We start from the raw sequence: 3,530 nt of genomic DNA, 5'->3' as shown, positions 1-3,530 counted from the left end.
AATCGTGCAGCGCATAAGCAATGTACGGCCGGTCAACGTCGCCGTTCTCGAAGGCAATCGCCACGCCGGTGGAGTCCAGCAGCGGCATATGGAAGCCGTAAGTATCACCGGAATAGGGTTTTGCCAGACGCAGCCAGCAGCTCTCAAAGCCTTTCTGCCATTCGGTGCGGTCGAAACCAAACCGGGCGCGGTACAAACCGTCGGCGCTGATATGGGCGTAAGGTTCATCCGGATGCGCACTGGAGATGCGGGCAGGCAGCGTACCGGTGACGGTCGGCCACGGCAACAACGCAGGGCGATACGGATGCCGGGTATTGCGCGGCACGGCGGTGAAGGTGACAAAATACGCCGTGTCGCGGGCAACGTTGGTAGAGTTCGTGGAAACTATCAGCAGGCCGTCCGGCGCTTCCGGCCAGTCTTTACCGGGCGTGGTAATGACCCTTCCCGGACGCAGTGTCATGCTGTTGGACTTGCCCCCGAAGGTGATTTGTTCGCTCAGATAACGCTCCTGACGGCGTCTGGCGTACCACATCCCCTGTCCGGGCTCGTTGCTGTATTCCTTGCCCGGCTCAGGATAGGACTCACCCCAGCGGTAATCCTCGGCAACCAGCGCCGTGTAATCCGGATTGGTGGTCGCCGTGGCGGTCATATCGCTTTGCGCGGCCGGATAGTAATCGTCGTTAACCGTCACCGATTTCGGGATGGCCTTGCGGCTGACCGACATTTCCCAGACCGACTCCTGGCCGCCGTCGAACAGGCCCACCGGGTTACGGAACGGGATGGCGACCGGTTCCGGCCAGGCGTAAGAATGGTCGGCCAGCACCATGACGTCGCAGTTGTTCTCTTCGTCATACTCGAAGAAGTACGAGATGCCGCTGTCGGCCAGGCGGCGCGCGATGTGCGCGTATTCGCTTTCGCCGAACTGCATCATGAATTTTTTCAGCGGGTACTGTTCATTAAGGGCAAACCGGAAATCCAGCCGGTCCATGTAGTAACGCAGGAAGGTGTTTTCGGTCATGCTGATGACGCTGTCGTTCTGGTAAATCGCGTTATTGCTGCCCTGATTTAACCGGGTGACGCGGTGTTCCAGCGTGGCGACGTAGCGGGTCTCATCGGCGGAGGTGCCGCACTGGCGGAACTGGGTAATGACGCCGGGGATAATGCGTGGTTTAACCGGCTCCCACGGCTTACCGTCGGGGTACATCAGGAGCAGGGCGGAATAGTTGATGATGTGCTGAGCGGGAATGTCTTTCACCGCACTGGTGAACGCAATTTCATAGCGCAGGATATCGCTGATGGCCTCGCTGCCGCTGAACCTGAGCACCGAAATATCAACGCCGGGCTGCCGGGATTCCAGCCGTTTAAGTCTTAACTGGTAATGGTTGTGGACCGGTAATTTACTGCCAGCAAGAATGTAATCTTGGATACTCATCGTTTAAGTCCTTTTAACGCTCATGGGCGTGAATACCCCAAAACCGATATGTGCTGACTGGGCTAATTAATAATATATTGATGGTGTGAATATATTAATATACTGACTTTCGCTGGAAAAATAGCAGTCCAACAGTATGTCGGCGAGTTCCGCTCCGGAAATGAAAGCTAGCATAAATCAGTAGATCACTAAAACAAACTATGTCACGGAAAAATACATCTCAGTTATTAAATAAAGAAAGTTGCCAGTTAATCAGGATGTTTTCCGAAAACTTACGGACGTTTTTGCGAAAGCGCCAGGTGATGAGATGCTGAATAATGATTAATGAGAAGGCATTAATGTCACTAAATCCAATTCCCCCGCTCTCTTAATATCACTAAAGTCATTAACTGTTTCAAATAAACAGTACAACGCAATATGAGATGTAAATGTGCTTTTCAATCCTGCCTTATAGAAAGGCAAGGATAACCAGAGTGTAAGGAGGAAAGATAATCGATTGCATAGATCAGTAACTAAGAACAAATCGTTAATACCGATCGACTTGATGTAGTTAATTATCGTAGCCTGTCATCATCCTGGCGACACCTAAATACGCAAATAAGGAAAAAATCCTCATGGCACTGGAACCCACAATTGCTGAACTTGTTAACGACTTCATTACTGCAGGCCGTCCCTCTTCCCGCAGTCAGACGTTCGCTGAGCGCCGTGCCGGCTATATTGCCAGCACGGTGTTAGCGGGCGATCTTGAGCAACGCGTAAATGTTGATGATGTGGTCATCGACGGTATGTTGTTACGCGTCTACTCTCCGCTGGAAGCGCATGGCGCATTACCTGCCGTTATCTATTATCACGGCGGCTGTTTTGTCAGTGGCGGTTTTGCGACTCATGATAATCAGCTACGTCAGCTTGCCTTTTACAGCGGTTGCCGGGTGATTGCGGTGCAATATCGTTTAGCACCTGAACACACCTATCCCGCCGCACATGACGATGCAGAACAGGCGTCAAACCTCATCTGGCAGCATGCGGAAAGGCTTGGCATAGAGCGCGGCCGGATAACACTGATGGGGGACAGCGCAGGCGGACATCTTGCCCTTATCACGGCTCTGCGCCTGCGAAATACCGGACACTGGCTGCCGCACCTGCTGGTGCTGATTTACCCAATGCTGGATGCAACAGCGTCCTCTGAAAGCCATAAGCGCAATGGCGATGATTTTGTGCTGACCAGCGATACGTTGCTCAGTGGATTCGAAGCTTATTTCCCGCAAATTGATTTCATGCACCCTGAAGTCAGTCCGTTATGGCGTGATGATTTTTCAGGGCTGCCGCCGGTTCATATCATTACGGCGGAATACGATCCGTTATGCGATGAAGGCGAGGCGCTGTTCTCCCGCATGACAGAGCAGGGCGTGAACTGCACGGCCCAGCGCTATTTGGGAGTCATCCACGGTTTCTTCCAGCTTGGTGGAATCAGCCAGAGTGCGCGCAATGTGATGCGGGATATTGCTGTACGTGTCAGTTCATCGGATACACCGTAAACTTTTTGTTTTTTGCGAGCTCGCTGTTGGCCTGTTCGCATAATTCAAAAAGAACAGGGATCAGGTGAGCGGAAGCTTTCAGATAATCGCTGACCTGTGCAATCCCCTCCGGGAGCAATATCTCGCTGTTCTCAAGTCCTTCGCTTAAGCACAACAGCCCCTGACATAACCCGCTGGCAGATTCTGACGCCAGCGCATTAAGATCATATAACTGTGCATCATCAAAGTGACTGAAATCCAGCCCGGCGATAAGCGAGCGAAAAACGGAGATAGAGTTAGTCGTAAACGCGGTGTGGTTATCAGAATCAGTCATACAAGTCATTCCATTGTCAGTGAGTCGAGGCCTCCGGTACTGGCGAGGTGATTGCCGCTGCCAGAGAACTGTATGCCTGTTGGTGCACCAAAGAAATAGACTGGTTATAATTACAGTGGTTTGTTGTCAAATCTGGAAGATGCCTCGCAAAATCCTCTCAGTGAATCAGGAATATTAACCACCAGTGTGATTTTTATGAGATAAAAATTGAAATTGGTTAATTAATAACAGCCTCTTCCGAATATTATCC

General features: G+C 51.5%; 3 protein-coding genes. 1 reads left to right on the top strand and 2 read right to left on the bottom strand.

Annotated elements, in window-relative coordinates:
- A partial coding sequence (locus J1785_RS02315) for a type VI secretion system Vgr family protein (RefSeq protein WP_217218723.1) occupies positions 1 to 1,432 on the bottom strand: 1,432 nt, incomplete at its 3' end.
- A gap of 614 nt (positions 1,433 to 2,046) precedes the next feature.
- On the opposite strand from J1785_RS02315, the gene J1785_RS02310 reads away from it, so the two are divergent.
- Positions 2,047 to 2,967, top strand: coding sequence for an alpha/beta hydrolase (locus J1785_RS02310; protein WP_217218722.1), 921 nt, complete (start codon positions 2,047 to 2,049; stop codon positions 2,965 to 2,967).
- Here J1785_RS02310 and J1785_RS02305 read toward each other — a convergent pair.
- The gene (locus J1785_RS02305) at positions 2,945 to 3,280 is read right to left on the bottom strand and encodes a hypothetical protein (RefSeq protein ID WP_217218721.1); all 336 of its coding nucleotides are present in this window, start codon (positions 3,278 to 3,280) and stop codon (positions 2,945 to 2,947) included. The two genes, J1785_RS02310 and J1785_RS02305, sit on opposite strands and share 23 nt — an antisense overlap.
- Positions 3,281 to 3,530: the final 250 nt, after the last annotated feature.

This window comes from Rahnella perminowiae, from assembly GCF_019049755.1.
GTDB classification, from domain to species: Bacteria; Pseudomonadota; Gammaproteobacteria; order Enterobacterales; family Enterobacteriaceae; genus Rahnella; species Rahnella perminowiae.
This window is presented reverse-complemented; position numbering and strand designations above follow the sequence as displayed.